Genomic DNA, 20,131 nt, shown 5'->3' with positions numbered 1-20,131 from the left:
GAATTACCTTTCTCCGTAAATGATATCGGTACAAAACATACAACTACTATTACTATTACGCCGTTTTCCATAAAACTGTGTGCAAACATGAAATCCTTCGTTATACAATTTTTCCAAGTTTTTCTTGGACATCGAAAGTTGCTGCTTCTTTTTGTTTTTCCCATCTTTTCCCGAAATTAACTCTCGAAGATGTTCATTTTCAATCTTCAGTTCTGAATTTTCCTCGATGACTTTATCAATTTCATCCCGAAGATCACCAATTTTTTCACTCATTAATTCCGATTGTGATTCCAAATTATTAAATTCTTCGTTAACATCTGATTCTTTCAATCGACTTTTGCTCCTCCTTCAATGACTGCTAAACATTTCAGGGTAATAACCTCCAAAATATTTTGGAAGCTAACGTTTAGATCTTGTTTTTTGGCACTGTTCAAGACCGTTGTGATGATTTCAATTAATTGATCATCTGATAACTGGTTAGCCATCTGTTTCAAAAGGGAATACTGATCACCAAACCCTAAACTATCAGGCTTTAATTCCCTAAACTTGATATCAAAGACATCCTTAAAAATTTGATAAATCATTTTTAAAGTCATCTGTTGTTCAAACCGACCCGTTATATTAGGCATAAAGCTAATTTGAACGCTCGTAAAAGCGCGATAGTCATCATTAACTAATTCATTAAACCAGTGCTCAACTATCTCTTTAACCTTGTTAAACCAACCGTCTTCAAGCATTTTATCAATTGAAGACAAGTCCTCAGTTAATTCTAAAATAAGATTACTAGACGTTTTCGATAACCCTCTATCAGTTACGTACTTAATCAAGTTATCTTCGTTAATTTTTGGAAATTCTACTAACTGCGTTCTAGATATGATGGTTGGTAATATCTTTCGATAGTCATTGGTAAGTAAAAAGGAATTAACTTGCCCATTTGGCTCTTCAATAAACTTCAAAAGACTATTAGCAGCACTAGTAGTCATCGTATCGGCCCCGTCAATAATGAAAACCTTCTTGTTTCCTTCAACCGCACTTTTAGAAAATTCATGTTTTAAATGTCGAATTGAATCAACTTTGATACTTCTGCCATCGGGTTTGATCATCACCACATCAGGATGTTCGTCTTCTGCGATCCGGACACACTCATTACAGATGCCACATGGCATGCCATTTTGAACGTTATTACAAAACAAACGCATTGCAATCGTCTTTGCAACCGCTAATTTTCCCAAACCATCCGAACCCGAAAAAAGATACGAGTGACTGAGATCTTGAGCCGAAATAACGCCCATAAAGTGTTGTGTTAAAGTAGCTTGTTTTTGGGTAGCCTGTTTAATTATGGTCTGAGCTAAAGTTTCTTCTACCATTATATTAACTAACTAGAAGCGATTTAATGATTCCATTGGCAAAATCATAACCGTTGCTCCTCCAACCTGAACTTCAACCGGATAAGACGTCTCACTAATGCTTCCAGCTAAACTAACCGGTGGCGTCATGTATTGTTTTCTAGTTTCACAGGTTGTTTTAATGATATCCAAAATCTCGTCGACCTTATCATCTTTAGCTCCAATCAAATAAGTGACGTTTTTAGCCTTCAAGAATCCACCCTTAGTGGATAATTGGGTTGCCTGGATCTTATGTTTGATGAATTCAGATTGTAATTTGGCTGCATCCTTATCTTGGATAATTGCAATAATTAACTTCATAACTGATCCTCCTATTTACTTTCATTAAAATATCTAGCTGCTCTCTTATACAACACGGAAATGACCTGATCTACTAATTGTTCAATTGGCTTAGTAGCATCAACCTTAATAACCCGCTTGGGGTTCTGTTTGGCAATTTCATCATAAGCTTCATGAACCCGAACGTAAAAATCGTGTTCTTGAAGATCCAAACGATTAACTTCCCCACTCCGATGTTCAGCAATGCGGTCTAATCCAACGTCGACTGGGACGTCAAAATAAATGGTGGTATCAGGCATTAAACCCTCAGTAGCAAACTGATTCATTGATAAAACGGCGTTTTCACCAAGTTCTCGGCCCGCTCCTTGATACGCAATTGAACTGTCAAGATAGCGGTCGCACAAAACTAACTGACCGGCCTTTAAAGCTGGCAAAATGGTCTTAACTAAATGCTCTCTTCTGGCCGCCGCAAACAAAAGCGCCTCACAACGGTCATCCATATCTGACTCGTTTTTATTCAAAATTATCTGACGAATTTGCTCGGAGACTTGGTTTCCACCTGGTTCACGAGTAGTTAGCAATTGGTCTTTAAGCATTGGTTTAATTTTATCAACCACCTGATTTAAAACGGTGGTTTTTCCAGCACCATCAGTGCCTTCAAATGTAATAAATTGTCCAGTCATATTAGATTCAGTCCCAGCATTTTTGCTATTTTCATTGTACTTTAAGTTATATTTATTGTCTATTTAAAAAGCCAGCTAGGATCTAGCTGGCTTACGTTTAGTTTTCATATACTGACGGTTGAATCCGATCATTTTTAATGTTTCGTTTTCGTGCTTGCCGATACATAAACATGTATTTTTGCTTTGTAAGCATCGTTTGTGCAAATAAGTGACTGTCCGTTTCGGAAACAGCTTGTTCAGTTTGCACAGCCTGATCCCAATCATTTTTTAAAAAATTGATGGTATCAAGCAATTGGTTATCATAATTTTGCTTCATAGAACTATATCTAAATAACGAAAACATCGTTCATCCCTCACATTTCGGTGCGTCCAGAAACTGCCTTTGAAAGGGTCATCTCATCTGCATACTCAATATCACTTCCGACTGACAGTCCATGAGACAATCTGGTAACTTTAATGCCTGCTGGCTTAATTAACTTTGCCAAATACATTGCCGTTGCTTCTCCCTCGGGAGTGGCATTAGTAGCAATGATGACTTCTTTAACTTCTTCGTTTTTTTGCAGTCGTTTGATTAAAGAGCTGATATTGATGTCTTCAGGACCCTTCCCCTCAATGGGGGAAAGCACTCCGTGTAAAACGTGATAAAGACCATTATAATCCTTCATTTTTTCCATCGTCATCACATCTTTAGACTGTTCCACTACCATAATCTTACTTTGATCACGACTTTCATCGGTACAGATCTCACAAGGATCGGTCTCGGTGATATTGCCGCAAATTGAACAAAAACGCAAATCATTCTTAGTTGAAGTTAAGGCATCCGCAAAGTTTTTTACATCGGTTTTATTCATATCAACCGTATAAAATGCCAATCTAGTGGCGGTCTTTCTGCCAATTCCTGGCAAATGCATGTAACTATCGATTAGCTTAGCAATTGGTTCTGGGTATTGCATTTAAATCCCTTCTTCTACATACCTGGAATATTCATTCCCTTGGTATACTTTCCCATCTTATCTTGAGTGGTCTTTTCAATCTGTGAAAGTGCATCGTTAACCGCACTGATCACTAGATCTGAGAGCATGTCTGGATCGTCTGGATCAATGGCTTCTGGTTTGACGTTCATGTCTTTCATCTTGCGATCACCAGTAAAGGTAACGGTCACCATATCCTCTGGTGCTTTTCCAGTGAACTCACTCTTCTCGATTTCTTCTTGTTCATTTTGCATTTGTTGTTGCATCTTACGAGCTTTTTGCATCATCTTTCCCATGTTCATTCCGTTCATAATTATTCTCCTTTTAATTAATCATCTTTAACATCAATTATATCATCACCAAACATCTGCTTGGCAGTATTAACCGAATCATTGTTATCTTTATCTTTGGTCGTTTCAGTTTGTTCTTGCTTTTCGTAAGCTTCGTTCGTATTAGAAGTCGCTTTTTCTGACTTGGGGGTTGACTTAGTCTTTTCATTATGAGACCGGTGATTTTTAAGGTAGTCACTTCTAAGTTGTGGCCATTCATCATTTGGTACAAACACAACCATTGGAACAAATCCTAAAATACGATCAAGGCCCTTTTGAAGTGCATCCATCAAATCACCATCGGTTCCAGCCTTCTGATACAAAAAACCATAATCAAAGGCAACAACAACTCCCTTATCACTCGCAGCAACGGGGTTTGAGACATGCATCACGGCTCGTTGCGTGACCGACAACGACTGAAGTAATTCCTGCCAGATATCCTGATAGGTAGTCAGATCTTTTCTAGTGGCCCTTTCTAGGATATCGTAAACTTTCGTCAAATTAACTCGGACCTGTTTGGTGGAATCATAATGAGGGGAATCAGCGATTGGTTTAGATTTAGTTGATTTAGGTTGCTTATCATCATCAGTTAACTGTTTTAAAGGCGAACCATTTCCCAGTTCCGACTTTAACTCACTAACTTGATTTTGCAGCTCAGACAGTTGCTTTTTTAAAACTTTCGTATCCTTATTATCATCACTTTTTGATTCGTTATCTGGGTCACTTTCTTTTTGATTTGCCAGTTTAACCGTTAAAATATCCAAATAAACATCGGGATGAGACGAATAACGCATCTGACTTTGAACGTCACTCATAATTTCAACGTAATGATATATTAGATTACTATCTACCTTATCAGCAATCGTCTTAAAATTGTCGCCTAAAAGTCCAAGTTCGCTCTTTTGGACCATTTCTGGATCCTGATGATATAACAAAATATTCTGACAATAATCAATTAAGTCCTCAATAAACTGATTAGCGTCTTTGCCGTCATCAAGAATTTCTTGAACCATTTTTAAACCCGTCGAAACGTCTGAATTAAAAACAGCCTCAAAGTACGACTGAATTCGATCCCTGGTGACACTGCCAGTGACTGACAAGGCACTTTCACATGTTACCTTATCATTACTGTAGGAAAGAGCTTGGTCAAGGATACTAAGTGCATCACGCATCCCACCCTCAGCACTTTTAGCGATTACCTTTAATGCCTTGTCATCGTACTCAATGCCCTTTTTTGAAAGGATGTATTCCATTCGTTGCAGGATATCACTAGCCTTGATTCGCTTAAAATCAAAACGTTGTGTTCGTGAAATGATGGTAGCAGGAATCTTTTGGGGTTCAGTGGTAGCCAATATGAAAATGACGTGCTCCGGCGGCTCTTCTAGTGTTTTAAGCAAGGCATTAAAGGCCCCCGTCGACAACATATGCACTTCATCAATGATATAAACTTTATATTTACCTTCCGTTGGGGAATACTTCGCCTTATCGCGAATATTTCTGATCTCTTCGACCCCATTATTAGAAGCAGCATCAATTTCAATGACATCATTAAACGCACCTTTATTAATTGCTAAGCACGTTTCACACTCATTACAGGGTTCTCCATCCTTTAAATTAGGACAGTTAACTGCCTTGGCCAAAATTTTAGCGGCGGAAGTCTTTCCCGTTCCACGCGGACCCGTAAATAAATACGCATGACTAATTTGGTTAGTTATCAATGCGTTTTTTAAAGTCTTAGTAATGACTGGCTGCCCAACAATTTCATCAAATCTTTGTGGACGCCAGGTCCGATATAGTGCTTGATAACTCATGAAATGCTTCCTTTCACTGAAAATTGATACCATTAATTATTATATCTTGAAAATTGACGAAATGCTAATAACTTTAAACAACATTTTGTCCAAAAAAAATCTCCCAGTCAAACGACTAGGAGTTTAATTTCTAAAAACGAGAAGCACAAGGCAAAAGATACTTAGTGCTGCTTCCTTCCGGACCTGACACGGTTCGTAAGTCTGCCCTTGCTTCAGGGCCTTACGGCATTAATTATCATAACCGAAAAATCCACAAATGTCTAGGAATATTCACGTTATTTGCGTTTATCTTTAAAGAATTTCTTCATCATATTACCAGATTGGCTGGCTTTCAATCCACTTGTCACTTTAACCTGATGGTTTTGTCTTGAATCATTTAGGGTGTGGTAAAGACTTTTAACGGCTCCAGCTTTTTCATTTTTTGCTCCATATACTAATCTTTTAATCCTGGTATTAATAATCGCACCAGCACACATTAAACAAGGCTCAACCGTCACGTACATCTCACAATCATTTAAACGCCAACTCTTTAAATTGATACACGCTTCTTCAATCGCAACGATTTCAGCATGCTCGGTTCCAATCTCCGTGTGTTCACGCAGATTATGTCCCTTCCCAACAATTTGACCGTCCTTAACGATTAATGCTCCAATCGGTACTTCACCAATGACGTAAGCATGGTTAGCTTCATTTAAAGCTTGGTCCATAAAATACGCATCATTTTCATTCATTTATGACTTCCTTTCTACTCTTTAAAATGTAATATCCCTTATCACGTTTAACGATTTGTACGTTACCAAAAACCTTATTCATTAATTTTTTAGCCGAGGGTGCTCCCTGCTTCTTTTGTAAAACCACCGTCAACGTTCCATCATTAACCAGGTGGTCATAAGAACCCGTAATCATTTCATCGACAACTTTTTTCCCGGCACGAACGGGCGGGTTAGTTATAATGCCCGCATACTTTTGGGAAATATTATGGTACCCATCAGAAGCAAAGATATCTACGTTATCAATCTGATTGAGATCCGCATTCTGTTTAGCCAGTTTTAACGCTAAATTATTGACGTCTACCATAGTAAAATGCCGTTCTGGATTTGTCTTGGCCAAAAACAGACCAATCGGGCCGTAACCACATCCCATGTCTAAGATTGCTCCCTGAGGCATTTCATTAACATCGACATTATTAATCAAAACCCGCGAACCATAATCCACGGTATTTTTAGAAAACACACCGTTGTCTGTCACAAAACTTAGCGTGGTTTTAAGTAAAGAAAAGTTCCAATGTTTTTCCTCATGTTTAACATCAGGATTTGCGGTATAATAAAAGTCGTTCAAAATTAATCACATCCTAAAAAAATAATATTTAAACCATAAACACTATATATAGCGTCTAATTCTTATCAATTTCACTATATATGGTGTTTTTTTCTGTTGAAAATTTCACTTTTTGAGAGTAAACTCATCAAGTGAAAGATATCAAGGAGATGAAACAAAATGAAAAAAATCACTGTATTTACCAAGAACAATTGTATCCAATGCAAGATGACAAAACGTTTCCTTAGCGAACACAACGTTGACTTCGTTGAAAAAAACACATCCGAAAATCCGGAATACGTCGATTACCTAAAGGGTGAAGGCTTTCAAGCTGTTCCAGTTGTTGAGAGTCAAGCACTTGAAGCATTTAGTGGGTTTCAACCTGACCAATTAAAGAAACTAGTTGGTTAAATTTTTCATATTTATAGTATAGTACAAAGCCAACGTTTCAGATATTTCGTATGACACGATTAAGGGAGAGCAATCCAATATGTCTTTAAAAGATTTGCACGATGTTACGTATTACGAACTAAATAATGAAATTAATATCCCTGTCGATGGCAGAATCCAATTGGAAAAAGATCAGGAAGCTTTAAAAGCCTTTTTCAAAGAAAACGTTAATCCAAATACCGTTAAGTTTGATTCTTTAAAAGATCGTTTTGATTATCTAATTAAGCATAATTACATTGAAGAGGATTTTGTAAATAAATATCCCTTTTCATTCATTGAAAAATTATACAAGTATTTGGAAAAACAAGATTTTCACTTCAAATCATTTATGGCTGCATACAAGTTTTATGCTCAATACGCCATGAAAACTGATGACAATTCCATGTACTTAGAAAGCTACATAGACAGAACCGCAATGAACGCCCTGTTTCTTGCTGATGGCGATCAAAAGCTTGCCATGGATCTTGCTGATGAATTAATTCATCAACGCTTTCAACCAGCCACTCCAACTTTTTTAAATGCTGGAAAGAAACGTCGGGGTGAGTTGATTTCGTGTTTTCTACTTCAAACCACCGATAACATGAATACCATCGGTCGTACCATTAATTCGGCCCTTCAATTATCCAAAATTGGTGGTGGAGTTGGGATCAACCTTTCTAACCTTAGAGCGGCCGGCGACCCCATTAAACACATTCAAGGAGCAGCTAGCGGCGTTCTTCCAGTAATGAAGTTACTAGAGGATAGTTTTACCTATTCTAATCAATTAGGCCAAAGAAACGGTGCTGGGGTTGTTTATTTAAGTGTCTTCCATCCCGACATCATCGAGTTCTTAGGGGTTAAAAAGGAAAATGCCGACGAAAAAATTCGGGTTAACACTCTTTCCCTGGGTGTAGTTGTCCCAGATAAATTCTATGAACTAGCTAAAAACAATGAAGATATGTACTTATTTAGTCCGTACGACGTTGAACGTGAGTATGGTGTTCCCTTTTCTTACGTCGATATTACTAAAGAATACGACAACATGGTCAACAACAAGAATATTCGCAAAAAGAAGATCAGGGCCCGTGAACTAGAAACAGAAATTGGTAAGTTACAACAAGAGTCCGGCTACCCATACATTATCAATATCGACACCGCCAATCGCGACAATCCAGTTGATGGCAAAATCGTCATGAGTAACTTATGTACTGAAATTATGCAAGTCCAAACCCCATCAATTGTTGATGATGAACAAAATTACGAACAGCTTGGAACCGATGTTTCTTGTAATTTAGGGTCAACGAACGTTGTCAATTTGATGGCTTCTCCCGACTTCGGTAAATCAGTCGAAGCCATGGTCAAAGCTCTCACTTTTGTGACCGATCATTCATCAATTAACGTTGTTCCATCAGTCAGACGTGGCAATGAATTAAGTCACTCAATTGGTTTAGGAGCTATGGGTCTTCACTCTTATTTTGCTAAAAATCATATGTATTATGGTTCAAAGGAATCCATTGAATTTACCAGCACCTATTTCATGTTATTAAATTACTGGACCTTAAAGGCCTCAAATCAAATGGCAAAGGATCGCGGGAAGGTCTTTCATAACTTCGACAAGAGTAAGTACGCTGACGGTTCTTATTTTGATCAATACGTAAATAAAAGTTGGACGCCAACTTCCAAAAAAGTCAAGTCATTGTTTGATGGTGTCTTTATTCCAACTGAAAAAGATTGGGAAGATTTAAAGAAGTCAATCATGGAATATGGTTTGTACCACCAAAACCGAATGGCAGTTGCTCCAAACGGTTCCACTGCTTACATCGGTGATGCTACCGCTAGTCTGCATCCGATTGTTCAAAAAATTGAAGCCAGACAAGAGTCCAAAATCGGGACAATTTACTATCCGGCCCCCTACCTTTCTAATGACACCATTCCTTACTACGAGTCAGCTTACGACACGGACATGCGAAAGGTGATTGACGTTTACGCCGCCGCTCAAAAACACGTCGATCAGGGAATGAGTTTGACTCTCTTCATGCGCTCAACCATTCCTGAAGGGCTATACGAATGGAAAGACGGTCGAAGTAATAAAATGTCCACCAGAGATTTAACGATCCTTCGTAATTACGCCTACAAAAAGGGAATTAAATCGCTCTATTATGTTCGGACATTTACCGACGACAACACTGAAGTTGGTGCTAACGAGTGTGAAAGCTGTGTAATTTAATCTTTAGGAGGGAATTTATGGACATTAATAAAGTTTTAACCGGAAAGTTACAGGGAAACTACAAGGCCATTAATTGGAATTCCATTGGCGACGAGATTGATAAAGCCACCTGGGAAAAACTAACCGAACAGTTCTGGCTTGATACCAGAATTCCTTTGTCAAATGATTTAAAGGATTGGCGTTCGCTTGACGATGATCATAAATGGATTGTTGGTCACGTTTTTGGTGGCTTAACTTTACTGGATACCTTACAGTCTCAAGACGGAATGGCCGCCCTTAGAAATGATGCTATTACCCAACATGAAATTGCGGTTTTAAATAACATTCAATTTATGGAATCCGTTCACGCCAAAAGCTATTCATCCATTTTTTCAACTTTAAACACCCCTGATGAAATTGATGAAATCTTTCATTGGAGTGATACAGAAGAATTCCTCCAAAACAAAACGAAAAAGATCTATTCGTTATACCATGACGATGGTCATCCATTAAAAAAGAAAATTTCTAGCGTGTTCCTTGAAACTTTTCTTTTTTACTCTGGATTCTATACTCCCATCTGGTACCTCGGTCATAACGAGCTTCCAAACGTTGCTGAAATCATTAAATTAATTATTCGTGACGAATCGGTACACGGAACATACATTGGCTATAAATTCCAAGTTCAGTTCAACCAATTAGGTGAAAATGAACAAAATGATTTAAAGGATTGGATGTATAACTTCTTGTACGACCTTTATCAAAACGAGGAAAAGTACACCCATTTGCTTTACGACCAAGTGGGATGGTCTGAAGATGTTTTAACTTTCATTAGATATAACGCCAATAAGGCCCTCATGAATCTAGGACAAGATCCAATGTTCCCTGATACTGAAGCAGACGTTAACCCAATCGTTATGAACGGAATCTCCACTGCTACGGTCAATCATGACTTCTTCTCCCAAGTCGGTAACGGTTATCGACTTGGTAACGTTGAAGCAATGAGCGATTCCGACTACGATATTGGTAATAAAAAGAACCCAAAATAATTGTTCAACTAAAAAGAGGTTTCAGAATTAATTCTGAAACCTCTTTTTTATGGCATATTTTCTTCAACATTTTCAATCGTGGGACGTTCACTAACCACCGATAAGAGCTGTAGCATCGTGAATACCAATGAATTATCCTTACGGTATACGAAGTACTTAGACACCCAGTTATCGACGTATTTCTGCTTATAAGACCGCAATCCTTGAAAGCTATAGAACGCATCACCATACTGATAAATTAAGTGAGCAATTTTTTCGTTAATAAAACTAAATTTTGATTCACCCACATTAGCTAGGGGTGCCATTCCTAAGTTAAACCACTTGTAACCCTCATCCTTTGAATACCTGAAGAGATGAATGAAGATTCCATCCATAATTCCAGACGGAGCATCATTTCCCGACCGCATTAAGTCAACCGAAGTCATCACTCGATCACCCGTTGGCATGATGTTAGCAAAAGCTACAATCGCATCATTTTTATCGCGAATGACCGCAATTGGAGCCTGGTTTAAGTAATATGGATCAAAGAAGCCCAGAGAGAAGCCCTTTTCATCACGTCCATTGAGCCACTCATCAGAAATTCGTTTAAATTCACCCATCTGTTCTTTAGAAAATGGTGGATCTAAAACCTCAAAATGATAGCCTTCCCGATCGAACTTGTGCATTAACGCCCGTTCACCTCGATGTCGCTTACCGGTAAGCGAAAAATCCGTTAAATCAACGTGACCTTCCTCTCCAGCTTTAATAAAGTCAAAGCCTTTTTCGTGAAGTAGCATTGTTAGTGATTCTCCAACTTCGTAAAATACCAGGGAGAAATCGGCTTTATCAGCATCACTCATGAACTGGTCAATCGCTGGATCTAATTTATCCTGATTTCCAATTGGTTCACCCATCACAATTAACTTATTCGCCTTCTGTTTATACATGAAAATGACTTCGTCTTCACTATCTTCAGCATAGAAGTAAACCTTTTTATCACGCAAGAAGACTAAGTGACTAACTTCGTTTCCACCAAATTTGCGAATAACATTGCGAATTCTAACTTCATCAAAGGGTTGATTCAACCATGGGATGCGAGCGTACGTTAAGTACTTGTACAACATAAACAGGATAATAAAGGCAATGATAATGCCCACAAATCCGGTTAACCAGACCTGTTCAGATGGTAAAAGATACACATTCATCATTTTGATGGGAGCGTGTCTACTAGACAAGTTATGATTACTCATGTAGATTCCGATGATGGAATACATTAAGAAAGTTCCAATAAAAATGATGCCGTCAAAAATTGCATTTCCCCACGAGTACGTGAGTTTTTGCCGATACATGCCCTTTCTTGATAACCACAAACAAATAATGATAAATCCTAACAGTAACGTTAGTTTTAGTGGAAAGTCCTCTTTCCACAGGGTGTTAGCAATGGCAAACAACAAAATGATAACGGTCGGCCAGAAAGCTTTGTGGACTCTTGATCCTACCCCACGTGCTAATCCAATTAGTAAAATTCCAATAATCACGTTCGACAACTGTCCTAAAAAGAACAGCGTGTATGGCGCTAGTGATAAATAGAGTGGATTAACAAGAGCCAAATTAGGAATAGTCGCATACAAAATCATCATGATTCCCGAAAAGTACATAAAAATCGTAATGATCAGCTGGGCCGACCTATGAACAATCGTTTTCGGAATATCATCCAGAAAATTGTTAATTCGTGCTCCCATTTCGTGGAAAAAGAGAAAGGCCCCCACGAAAAACGGGAGAAAATAGTAGAAAATTCGGTACAATAGCACCCACACGGCAGCAATTGTCGGTGACACCCCAAGTAAACTCAGGCTACCAATCATCATCGTATCAAATGACCCAAGACCACCTGGCAACATTGAGACAACCCCAATTACGTTGGCAATAATAAAAATGGGAAAAACGTCCCAAAGATTAACATTAATCTTCATGAAGTATCCAATAATTAAAAACAACATGGCACAGCTCCCCCATTCGAGGCAGGAACCGAGGATCAGTTGAAACTCCCGTTTTAAGGTCAAATCACTAAAAAAATCAGAATTACTGAATCTAGTAAATAGGAAAATCACTGGAAAATAAACTCCCCCACCTACTAACCAAATCCAATCCTTTGCGTACTGAGACCCAATTCCGAATCCAAAAATCAAAACTAACGAAACCAAACAATAGGTGGAAAGTCCTGCCAGTAAGAACAAGGCAATCTTAGAAATAGCATATAATACCTGCTTCTTACTAGCATTTTTACTATAAAACATCGCTCTCAAACTGGCCCCAAGAAAGCCACCAAACCCAGCAATATTGGTAAATGTGTTAACAATCCACCCGCTCTTGACGATGTAGGACGGTTTAAACTTGCCAGGAAGAAACTCCGTAATGGTAAAATCATATATTAACATTGGTAACACAGCCACAAATCCTAAGATCGTTAAAATAATTAACGTCGTTGGTGACTGTGATGCAAGGCTCGCTCGCATTTCCTTTCCATTAATCTCAGAAAGCACGTGGGTCGCCTCGTAAACAACAAACACAAGGACCAGGGTGACAAAAATCCCCTTAATCCAAGCAGAATATTTGTTATAGAAATCCATAACTTTATTAAATGCTTTTTTCAATTGTTAACCCCCAAAAAATCGGCTAACTTCATTCTCTCAATTTTTATGACATAAAACAACTTTATTTAAACAATATTAAGGCAAAAAAAAGAACGTGCAAAAGCACGTTCTTTTTAGTCATCGCCTACTTAAGAGTTACAGTAGCACCAACGGCTTCAAGCTTGTCCTTGATGTCGTTAGCATCTGATTCTGAAGCGCCTTCTTTAATAGCTTTAGGAGCGCCATCAACTAAGTCCTTAGCGTCTTTCAAACCAAGACCAGTGATATCTCTAACTGCCTTGATAACCTTAATCTTTTCTTGACCTGCTTCAGTAAGTTCAACGTCGTATGAATCCTTAGCAGCACCTTCACCACCAGCAGCACCGGCAGCTGCAACTGGAGCAGCAGCAGAAACATCAAATTCATCTTCGATTGACTTAACCAAGTCGTTTAAATCAGTGATTGAAGCTTCTTTTAATTGAGCAATAATATTATCTTTATCAAAAGCCATTTTAATTTCCTCCTATTAGGACATTTAATCTATTTTTATTAAGCTGCATCACTATCGTCACCATTGTCATCTTTATCAACAACGGCATTAACAGCATAAGCAACCTTACGGATAGGATCTTTCAAGATGTTAGCAAGCGTTGAAAGCAATTCTTCACGGCTTGGTAGAACAGCAAATTCATTGATTTCATCAAGTGAAGCGATCTTCCCTTCGATAATTCCACCCTTGATTTCAAGTTCAGGATTATCATCAGCGAAGTTCTTCAAAATCTTGGCTGGAGCAACTGGGTCTTCATCAGAAAATGCAATAGCAGTAGGTCCAACAAAAGTATCTTTCAAATCCTTAACGTCTGCTTTATCAGCAGCACGCTCTAAAATTTTATTTTTAATAACACTCATTGAGACATCATTATCACGCAATTGTTTACGTAAATCAGTATCTTGAGCAACACTTAAACCTCGGTAATCAACAACAATTGCTGATACAGCTTTTTGAAATTGGTCAGCAACTTCATCAACCTTTTTGGCTTTAGTATCAATAACTTCTTTTTTTGGCATATTATTTCACCTCCCAATGTATTTTGGGACTTAATAAAAAATCCCTATGTTCGCCAAAACATAGAGAAAGAGTGTATTACTCCTCGGCAGGCATCATTAAGGTCAAAAACCACCTGAGTCTTAGGCGAATCATATTCAACTAATAATCTATCATAATGATAAAAATTAGTCAATTAGGGATTATTTAATTAGTTAGTAACTAAAATGATTCAGGATCAACTGAAACACCAGGTCCCATTGTTGATGAAACTGAAATGTTACTAATGTAAGTTCCACGAACAGATGCTGGACGATTCTTAACAATCACATCGTTGATGGTGTTAAGGTTTTCGGCCAACTTGTCTGCGTCAAATGAATCTTTACCGATTGAAACTGCGACATTTCCATCACGATCAGTTCTGTAAGTAACCTTACCGGCCTTAGCATCAGAAACTGCTTTTGAAACATCCATGGTAACAGTTCCAGTCTTAGGGTTTGGCATTAATCCCTTAGGTCCAAGAACACGACCTAAACGACCAACTTGAGCCATCATGTCAGGAGTAGCAATTGCGACATCAAAGTCGAGCCATCCGTCTTGAATTTTTTGAGCTAAGTCGTCATCACCGACAAAATCGGCACCTGCGTTCTTAGCATCTTGAGCCTTTTCACCCTTTGCAAATACTACAACTGTTTGATCTTTACCAGTACCATTAGGTAAAACCACGGCACCACGTAATTGTTGATCAGCTTGTTTAGTATCAACGTTTAATTTATAAACAACTCTGATAGTGTCATCAAAGTTTACTGAATCTAATTTTTGAACTAATTCTACAGCATCTTGAGCAGCGTATTTTTTACTCTTGTCAATTTGCTTTGAAGCATCTTCGTACTTCTTACCTCTCTTACGAGCCATTGTGTCTTCCTCCTTGCAATTGTGGTTATAACGGAATTTCCTCCCACTAGCACATTATCTTTCGACATTGTGCTGTCCGGGCATAGTGAAATTAACCTTCAACAGTGAATCCCATACTACGTGCCGTACCTTCAACCATGCGCATAGCTGCTTCTACATCAGCTGCGTTTAGATCTTGCATTTTAGTTTCGGCAATTTGCTTAACTTGGTCTTTGGTAACTTTTGCGACCTTGTTAGTGTTAGGTTCACCGGAACCGTGTTCAACACCAGCGGCTTTCTTTAATAGGACAGCAGCTGGAGGGGTCTTGGTTACAAAGTCAAATGAACGATCTTCGTAAACAGTAATCACAACTGGAATCAGCATTCCTGCTTGATCAGCAGTACGTGCATTAAATTCCTTAGTGAATCCCATAATATTAATTCCAGCTTGACCTAAAGCAGGTCCAACTGGAGGAGCGGGTGTTGCTTTACCCGCAGGTATTTGTAGTTTAACTACATTAGCTACTTTTTTAGCCACGAGACATACCTCCTTAAGTCCGTGTGTGGTAAATGAAGATCAAAATTTCTTCTCCCACGTTAATTTATGCAATACGCATACTAGTTAAATATACCACGTTTATTGAAACGTGACAATGAATATTTTACTCAGAATCGGCTTCTAGGGGCTTAACTTGGTTAAATTCCAGTTCAGTACTAGTCTCTCTACCAAACATGTCAATATTAACCTTGAGTTTACCCTTAGTGTTGTCAATCTCAGTGATCTTACCAGAAAGTCCCTTAAAGGCCCCTTCAACGATGGTGACCGTATCACCAACGCGGCTATCCAATGGCTTAACTCGCTTCTTTACCCCAATTGTTGACATAACGTTTTCAACCTCTTCGGGCAACAATGGGTTGGGCTTTGAACCTTGACCGTGAGAACCAATAAATCCGGTCACTCCAGGGGTATTTCGAACGACATACCAGGCTCTATCGGTCATTACCATTTGAACCAATACGTATCCTGGAAAAGTCTTGTTCATAACCACTTTTTCTTTACCGTTTTTAACTTCGTGTTCTTCAGTTTCTGGAACAACGATGTCAAAAATATAGTCTTCCATTCCCATGGATTCTTTTCTAGATTCAAGATTCATTTTAACTTTGTTTTCATAGCCAGAGTATGTATGTAATACATACCATTGCTTTTCTGCAGTCTCTACCACAATGATTATCTCCTTTAACTTAAAGCAAAATAAAAAAACCTCGCGTAAACGAAGTTCTTATCATCAAACTAACTATAACAGAAATTATCACACTAATCTAGTTTAGGCTAGTAACTTCAAAATGGTTTGAATTGCCCAATCAATTACACCAAGAAAGATTGCAAAAAAGATGGTAGTCCAGATAACGATTGAAGTATCTGTTCTCGTTTGCTTAGCGTTCGGCCAAACAACCACCTTCATCTCTGCAATAACGCTCTTAAAAAAGTTCCATAATCGTTTCATGTAAAATTCCCCTCTTAACGAGTTTCTCGGTGCAACGTATATTTTCCACAATGCTTACAAAATTTCTTTACTTCCAATCGTTTGACGCGATTCGGATTGCTGGAAATGGTGTAGTTTCTTGAACCACATACAGAACAAGCTAATGCTACCTTTTTCTGTGCCATAAGCTGCACCTCCTTAATAACTAACTAATCGTATCATCAATTTCAACGTTAGTCAATTTTATTAAATCTATAGTACTTCTGCCGACAACGTGCGATCGCATTTTTCAATTTCATCACATTCACATCAGAAACCTGAGCCATCTTTTCAAACGAATAATTCTCAAGTGAACGAATAATCACCATTCTCTCAACTACCGAACTCCTTTTCATCAAGCCTTGTAAGTTCTCATACATTGAAAGAACTCGTTCTGGACTGGCAGCATGAATATCGGCAATGGTATCAGAATAAAATTGAAAATACGCACTAAGAGAAGCTTTTTTAGAATCGGGCACGCGCTTTTGAGCTCGCTTTTTTCTTAAAATATCATATAAGCGGTTTTTTAAGTTAACTTTATAGTAACTGCCAAAGGTAACCTTACGACTGGCATCATACCTAATAATTGTTCGACTAAGCACAATGGCCGCTTCCTGTTTCCAATCTGAGAGTTCCATACCTGATAAGTAGAAATCGTTCCACAACTTTAGATAAATTGGCGCATATTTTTTAAACAATTTGATGAAACCGACGTCGTTCTTTTTTGCATCCTCAACCATTTCTAATTCTTTAGCCCGTTTCTCTTCTTTATTCATCAATTGGCCCTCCTCTTAATCAATTAATTAACACTTAGTATCGTATCGAAACGAGTTGAGCTCAAACAAGCGAACAAACGTTCGATATGTGATATTATCTGCTAACCAATTTTTAATATCGAATTTACGATATTAAACGGCCCAATAAAAAAGAACAATGTGCTGGCATTGTTCTTTAGTTCAGTCATTTCATTATAAAGGATGGCGCGAGTTAAAACCTTGATACATAACTAATCCGGCAGCAACCGACGCATTCAAGCTCTGAATATCCCCCACCATTGGAATGGTAAGTGTTTCATCAACCTGTTTTTTAAGTAAAGGCGAAATCCCCTTGCCTTCACTGCCAACGATAAGAGCACTCGGACTTTTAGCATCCCAGCGCCGATAATCAGTTCCTTTCATATCAGTACCAAAGACCCACAACCCACGTTCTTTTAATTCTTTAACGGTGTTGACCAAGTTAGTTACTCTGGCGACCGGAACACGTTCAATTGCCCCCGCAGAGGTTTTCGCTACCGTTGATGTTAATCCAACAGCACGACGCTTGGGAATGATCACCCCATGAACGCCGGCAGCATCTGCGGTTCTAATAATTGACCCCAAATTATGAGGATCGGCAATGTTATCCAGAACAATGAAGTATGGTGGTTCACCCTTTGATTCAGCATTTTTAAATAAATCATCAATCGATGCATAATTAAAGGATGCAATTGATAACATGACTCCCTGATGATTCTGGTGGTCTGACATCAAGTCTAACTTTTGCTTTGGCACCTTAGAAATTACTAAATGACGACCCTTGGCCAAACGAATAACCGCCTTAATGGTGCCATCTTCTTGACTGACTCCATTTTGTAAAAACACCTTGTTAATTTCTTGATTTTCATTGCGCAGTGCTGAGACTGCCGGGTGTCTCCCAATAATAAAATCTTCATTATCTCTCATACTCAACCCTCCCAGAATCAACTTGATCAATGCACCACTGCGCCAGTTCATCGAGTCTTTTATCTTGGCCACTAAGGGAAAGGAAACCAAAGAGGGCTTCAAAGCCAGTGGAAATCCGATAGGTAACAACACTCGTATTCTTGGCGTGAGTATAGCTCTTGGCGTTACGTCCCCGTTTAAAAAAGTACTCTTCTTCATCACTTAAGATTGCATCCTGACTCATCAAAGCGATCAATCCGGCCTGAGCCTTGGCTGACACATATTTAGTAGCAAAATGCTGCAATTGATTTGGCCTAGCGATGCCCTCGTCAATCAAATGCCGTCTCACGTATACCTCATAAACCGCATCACCTAAATAAGCTAGTACAATACCATTTAACTGTCGATATTGAATATTATCGTCCGCTTCACTCATTAAACTAATTTTCCCTTCTGAATCGGGTCCCCTGTGGTGTGTCTTCTAAAATAATACCCTTATTTTTTAATTCATCCCGAATTTCATCACTTCTAGCAAACTGCTTGTTAGCTCGCGCATCGTTTCTTTGCTTAATTAATTTCTTAACTTTGTCGTCATTTAACTCACTACTTTGTAGTTTAATCCCAAAGATAGCGGACAACTGTTCTAACCGTTTCATAAGTAACTTGATCGAATCCTTAAAGACCACTGGTCGTTCCGCATAAACGTTTCCAAGCTTAGCCAACTCGTAGACCTTGGCAATTCCATTTTGAACGTTAAAGTCATCATCCATGGCATCCTGAAAATCAGCCTGAATTTGACGAATCTCTTGGTCTAATTTCGGATCGTTATAAGGATCAGCGTCTTTTAACCGATAGTTCAAATTATCGTAAGCCGTCTGTATTTTTTGCAGATTGGTGGCAGCTTCATCAACTCCCTGCTGGCTAAAACGAATTGGCCGGCGATATTGGGTCGTTGAGATCAAAAACCGCAGTGCTTGAGGATTATCCTTTTTAAGTAACTCATGGACCGTAACAAAGTTCCCTTTTGATTTGCTCATCTTCTCGTCTTCATCACCGACGGTCACAAAACCATTGTGAAGCCAGTAATTAACAAACTTTTGACCCGTTTTGGCCTCGCTCTGTGCCCGTTCATTTTCATGATGAGGGAACTCTAAATCAATCCCACCACCGTGAATGTCAAAGGTGTTACCAAGGTACTTAGTTGACATTACCGAGCACTCAATGTGCCAACCGGGACGGCCTTTTCCCCACGGAGAATCCCAGGAAATTTCGTCTGGTTTAGCTTTTTTCCAAAGTGCAAAATCAATTGGGTCTTCTTTTTGGGCTAATTCTTCACTTGAAACGTGCTCACTTGCACCACTCTCAAGGTCATCGATGTTTTCGTGTCCTAGTAAACCATAAGATTTAAACTTACGAGCCCGATAGTAAACCGTCCCGTCAACGTTATAAGCATATCCCTTTTTAATTAAGTCAGAAACAAAGGTAATAATGTCCTTAATATTATCCGTGGCACGCGGATTCACGGTTGCAGGTTGCACGTTTAACGCTTTCGTATCTTCCATAAAAGCCTCAATGTATTTATTGGCTAATTTGGAAACCGTGGTTCCCTCTTTTTTGGCTTCGTTAATCATTTTATCATCAACATCGGTAAAATTAGACACATAATTCACCTTATAACCACAATATTCAAGATAACGACGAATGGTATCAAATGCCACTACACTTCGCGCATTGCCAATGTGAATATAGTTATAAACAGTTGGACCACAGACATACATGTTAACCACACCGGGTGTGATTGGTTCAAACTTTTCTTTTTCATTTGTAAGTGAATTATAAACTTTTAACATGTCCAACCTCCTAATAATTGTTCAATATTA

Annotated in this window: 25 protein-coding genes, 1 other RNA gene and 1 other annotated feature; of the genes, 3 read left to right on the top strand and 23 right to left on the bottom strand. The window is 38.6% G+C overall.

The features are described from left to right. Positions 1-3 precede the first annotated feature (3 nt). The 11 genes from AC6UD8_RS06700 to AC6UD8_RS06650 form a co-directional block, all read right to left on the bottom strand. Entirely contained in the window at positions 4-330 is a 327-nt protein-coding gene (locus AC6UD8_RS06700) for a DNA replication initiation control protein YabA (RefSeq protein WP_500694460.1), read from the bottom strand. Then, positions 327-1,367, bottom strand: coding sequence for a DNA polymerase III subunit delta' (holB, locus tag AC6UD8_RS06695; protein WP_500699862.1), 1,041 nt, complete (start codon positions 1,365-1,367; stop codon positions 327-329). The genes AC6UD8_RS06700 and holB overlap by 4 nt, the downstream gene beginning before the upstream one ends. Before the next feature lie 12 nt (positions 1,368-1,379). Continuing rightward, positions 1,380-1,706: a cyclic di-AMP receptor DarA gene (darA, locus tag AC6UD8_RS06690; RefSeq protein ID WP_500696137.1), complete on the bottom strand. Its 327-nt coding sequence runs from the start codon at positions 1,704-1,706 to the stop codon at positions 1,380-1,382. A gap of 11 nt (positions 1,707-1,717) precedes the next feature. After that, positions 1,718-2,368 (bottom strand): dTMP kinase, encoded by a 651-nt coding sequence (gene tmk / locus AC6UD8_RS06685; RefSeq protein WP_500699863.1) that lies wholly within the window; start codon positions 2,366-2,368, stop codon positions 1,718-1,720. A gap of 97 nt (positions 2,369-2,465) precedes the next feature. Beyond that, positions 2,466-2,684 (bottom strand): YaaL family protein, encoded by a 219-nt coding sequence (locus AC6UD8_RS06680; protein ID WP_500723590.1) that lies wholly within the window; start codon positions 2,682-2,684, stop codon positions 2,466-2,468. 37 nt (positions 2,685-2,721) lie between these two features. Beyond that, a complete protein-coding gene (gene recR / locus AC6UD8_RS06675; protein ID WP_500694465.1) occupies positions 2,722-3,321 on the bottom strand; it encodes a recombination mediator RecR in 600 nt (199 codons plus the stop codon). Between the two features lie 14 nt (positions 3,322-3,335). Next, positions 3,336-3,653 (bottom strand): YbaB/EbfC family nucleoid-associated protein, encoded by a 318-nt coding sequence (locus AC6UD8_RS06670; protein WP_500696169.1) that lies wholly within the window; start codon positions 3,651-3,653, stop codon positions 3,336-3,338. A 14-nt stretch (positions 3,654-3,667) separates the two neighbouring features. Further along, a complete protein-coding gene (dnaX, locus tag AC6UD8_RS06665; protein ID WP_500699865.1) occupies positions 3,668-5,479 on the bottom strand; it encodes a DNA polymerase III subunit gamma/tau in 1,812 nt (603 codons plus the stop codon). 132 nt (positions 5,480-5,611) lie between these two features. After that, positions 5,612-5,698: signal recognition particle sRNA small type (ffs, locus tag AC6UD8_RS06660), an RNA gene on the bottom strand. A 56-nt stretch (positions 5,699-5,754) separates the two neighbouring features. After that, positions 5,755-6,210: a nucleoside deaminase gene (locus tag AC6UD8_RS06655; protein WP_500699866.1), complete on the bottom strand. Its 456-nt coding sequence runs from the start codon at positions 6,208-6,210 to the stop codon at positions 5,755-5,757. Then, on the bottom strand, positions 6,203-6,817 hold the full coding sequence (locus AC6UD8_RS06650; RefSeq protein WP_500699867.1) for a class I SAM-dependent methyltransferase: 615 nt from the start codon (positions 6,815-6,817) through the stop codon (positions 6,203-6,205). The genes AC6UD8_RS06655 and AC6UD8_RS06650 overlap by 8 nt, the downstream gene beginning before the upstream one ends. A gap of 159 nt (positions 6,818-6,976) precedes the next feature. On the opposite strand from AC6UD8_RS06650, the gene nrdH reads away from it, so the two are divergent. From nrdH to nrdF, 3 genes are all read left to right on the top strand, one after another. Then, the gene (gene nrdH / locus AC6UD8_RS06645; protein WP_500699868.1) at positions 6,977-7,207 is read left to right on the top strand and encodes a glutaredoxin-like protein NrdH; all 231 of its coding nucleotides are present in this window, start codon (positions 6,977-6,979) and stop codon (positions 7,205-7,207) included. A 79-nt stretch (positions 7,208-7,286) separates the two neighbouring features. Beyond that, positions 7,287-9,452 (top strand): class 1b ribonucleoside-diphosphate reductase subunit alpha, encoded by a 2,166-nt coding sequence (nrdE, locus tag AC6UD8_RS06640; RefSeq protein WP_500699869.1) that lies wholly within the window; start codon positions 7,287-7,289, stop codon positions 9,450-9,452. Between the two features lie 17 nt (positions 9,453-9,469). Further along, positions 9,470-10,477 carry a class 1b ribonucleoside-diphosphate reductase subunit beta gene (gene nrdF / locus AC6UD8_RS06635; RefSeq protein ID WP_500699870.1) on the top strand — a complete coding sequence of 336 codons (1,008 nt, stop codon included), beginning with the start codon at positions 9,470-9,472 and terminating at the stop codon, positions 10,475-10,477. A 47-nt stretch (positions 10,478-10,524) separates the two neighbouring features. On the opposite strand, the gene mprF is transcribed toward nrdF, so the two are convergent. From mprF to cysS, 12 genes are all read right to left on the bottom strand, one after another. Then, positions 10,525-13,110 (bottom strand): bifunctional lysylphosphatidylglycerol flippase/synthetase MprF, encoded by a 2,586-nt coding sequence (gene mprF, locus AC6UD8_RS06630; RefSeq protein ID WP_500699871.1) that lies wholly within the window; start codon positions 13,108-13,110, stop codon positions 10,525-10,527. Positions 13,111-13,234: 124 nt separating this feature from the next. Further along, positions 13,235-13,600 (bottom strand): 50S ribosomal protein L7/L12, encoded by a 366-nt coding sequence (rplL, locus tag AC6UD8_RS06625; protein ID WP_500694473.1) that lies wholly within the window; start codon positions 13,598-13,600, stop codon positions 13,235-13,237. 38 nt (positions 13,601-13,638) lie between these two features. Beyond that, positions 13,639-14,157 carry a 50S ribosomal protein L10 gene (rplJ, locus tag AC6UD8_RS06620; RefSeq protein ID WP_500699872.1) on the bottom strand — a complete coding sequence of 173 codons (519 nt, stop codon included), beginning with the start codon at positions 14,155-14,157 and terminating at the stop codon, positions 13,639-13,641. Positions 14,158-14,183: 26 nt separating this feature from the next. Next, positions 14,184-14,300 (bottom strand) — a sequence feature (ribosomal protein L10 leader region). Positions 14,301-14,356: 56 nt separating this feature from the next. Then, the gene (rplA, locus tag AC6UD8_RS06615) at positions 14,357-15,049 is read right to left on the bottom strand and encodes a 50S ribosomal protein L1 (protein ID WP_500696148.1); all 693 of its coding nucleotides are present in this window, start codon (positions 15,047-15,049) and stop codon (positions 14,357-14,359) included. Between the two features lie 91 nt (positions 15,050-15,140). Next, positions 15,141-15,566 carry a 50S ribosomal protein L11 gene (rplK, locus tag AC6UD8_RS06610; RefSeq protein WP_010021774.1) on the bottom strand — a complete coding sequence of 142 codons (426 nt, stop codon included), beginning with the start codon at positions 15,564-15,566 and terminating at the stop codon, positions 15,141-15,143. A 124-nt stretch (positions 15,567-15,690) separates the two neighbouring features. Next, on the bottom strand, positions 15,691-16,251 hold the full coding sequence (gene nusG, locus AC6UD8_RS06605) for a transcription termination/antitermination protein NusG (RefSeq protein WP_500699873.1): 561 nt from the start codon (positions 16,249-16,251) through the stop codon (positions 15,691-15,693). Positions 16,252-16,353: 102 nt separating this feature from the next. Next, positions 16,354-16,533 (bottom strand): preprotein translocase subunit SecE, encoded by a 180-nt coding sequence (gene secE, locus AC6UD8_RS06600; protein ID WP_500694477.1) that lies wholly within the window; start codon positions 16,531-16,533, stop codon positions 16,354-16,356. A 14-nt stretch (positions 16,534-16,547) separates the two neighbouring features. Beyond that, a complete protein-coding gene (gene rpmG, locus AC6UD8_RS06595) occupies positions 16,548-16,697 on the bottom strand; it encodes a 50S ribosomal protein L33 (RefSeq protein ID WP_500694478.1) in 150 nt (49 codons plus the stop codon). Positions 16,698-16,745: 48 nt separating this feature from the next. Beyond that, positions 16,746-17,327 carry a sigma-70 family RNA polymerase sigma factor gene (locus AC6UD8_RS06590; RefSeq protein ID WP_500699874.1) on the bottom strand — a complete coding sequence of 194 codons (582 nt, stop codon included), beginning with the start codon at positions 17,325-17,327 and terminating at the stop codon, positions 16,746-16,748. A 192-nt stretch (positions 17,328-17,519) separates the two neighbouring features. Then, positions 17,520-18,272 (bottom strand): 23S rRNA (guanosine(2251)-2'-O)-methyltransferase RlmB, encoded by a 753-nt coding sequence (gene rlmB, locus AC6UD8_RS06585; RefSeq protein WP_500699875.1) that lies wholly within the window; start codon positions 18,270-18,272, stop codon positions 17,520-17,522. Further along, complete coding sequence (locus AC6UD8_RS06580) at positions 18,262-18,687, bottom strand: Mini-ribonuclease 3 (RefSeq protein WP_500699876.1); 426 nt, start codon at positions 18,685-18,687, stop codon at positions 18,262-18,264. The genes rlmB and AC6UD8_RS06580 overlap by 11 nt, the downstream gene beginning before the upstream one ends. 4 nt (positions 18,688-18,691) lie before the next feature. Then, positions 18,692-20,101: a cysteine--tRNA ligase gene (gene cysS, locus AC6UD8_RS06575; protein ID WP_500699877.1), complete on the bottom strand. Its 1,410-nt coding sequence runs from the start codon at positions 20,099-20,101 to the stop codon at positions 18,692-18,694. Positions 20,102-20,131 lie beyond the last annotated feature (30 nt).

This window comes from Fructilactobacillus sp. X1R3C1 (genome assembly GCF_059901545.1).
Note: the sequence above shows the minus strand (reverse complement) of the source record. Positions and strands in the feature narration are given on the sequence as shown.